Here is an 883-nt window from a genome sequence, read left to right as displayed (position 1 = left end):
CGGAGGTTTGATAGTACTGTCCCCATTTCGGCCAGGAAAAGAACTCCTGATTGGTGGGAGCGAGGTACATGGGCGATGTGTCCGCGGTGGGCAGGCCGTTGTCCCAGCCGAACCAGACGGCGGCCATGCTGACCCCGGCGTAGACGCGGTTGCGCAGGATGTCCCGGTCCAGCGGGCGCAGGATCAGGCGGATGCCAAGTTCGCGCCAGGTGTCGGTGATGATGGTCAGTGCGTTCTCGACCTCTTGCCGCTCTCCTGCCGTTTCGATCACGAATTCCATGGGGCGGCCGTCGGGCAGCTTTCGCAACCCGGAGGGCGTCCGTTCCGTCAGGCCCATCTCGTCCAGCAGGGCGTTTGCCTTTTCGAGGTCGAATTCCGCCCAGGCATGCAGGAACGCGGGATCGTGCAGCGGGCTGGTGGACAGGGCCGTCATTCCGCCCTCCGTCGCCATCCCGAAATAGAGCGCCCGATTGATCATCCGGCGGTCGATACCCAGGCTGAGCGCACGGCGGAAACGGGCGTCGCGCATGACCCCGCGCCAGACCGGGTCCGTGAAATTGAGGTTGGGGTAGATCGCGATCTGGCTCGCGGCGCCATTCGCCCAGAGCAGGGTGCGGTAATTACCCCCTTCCAGCTCCCCTTTCTTGAGGATGCTCACATCCGAAAAGTCGAGCCCGCGCGCCTGCAGATCGACCTCTCCCGCGTTGGCCTTGGCTGCGATAAGGCCGCCGCCCACCACGGTCATCTCGACCACGTCGACATAGGGCAGTTGCACGCCGCGCGTGTCCACCCGGTGATAATAGGGATTGCGCAGGAAGATCTGGCGCGAACTGTCGTTGTCGCTGGTGTTCATCCACGGCTGCAGCGTGGGCAGATCGGGGTT

General features: G+C 64.1%; 1 protein-coding gene. It reads right to left on the bottom strand.

Features of this window, described 5'->3' with window-relative positions:
• Positions 1 to 883: ABC transporter substrate-binding protein (locus A3764_RS13790; RefSeq protein ID WP_236628198.1), on the bottom strand; the 883-nt coding region annotated here is incomplete at both ends.

The organism is Sulfitobacter sp. HI0129, from assembly GCF_001635395.1.
In the GTDB taxonomy this organism is placed as follows: domain Bacteria; phylum Pseudomonadota; class Alphaproteobacteria; order Rhodobacterales; family Rhodobacteraceae; genus Sulfitobacter.
The sequence above is the reverse complement of the archived record's forward strand: the minus strand, read 5'-3'. Positions and strand labels throughout refer to the sequence as shown.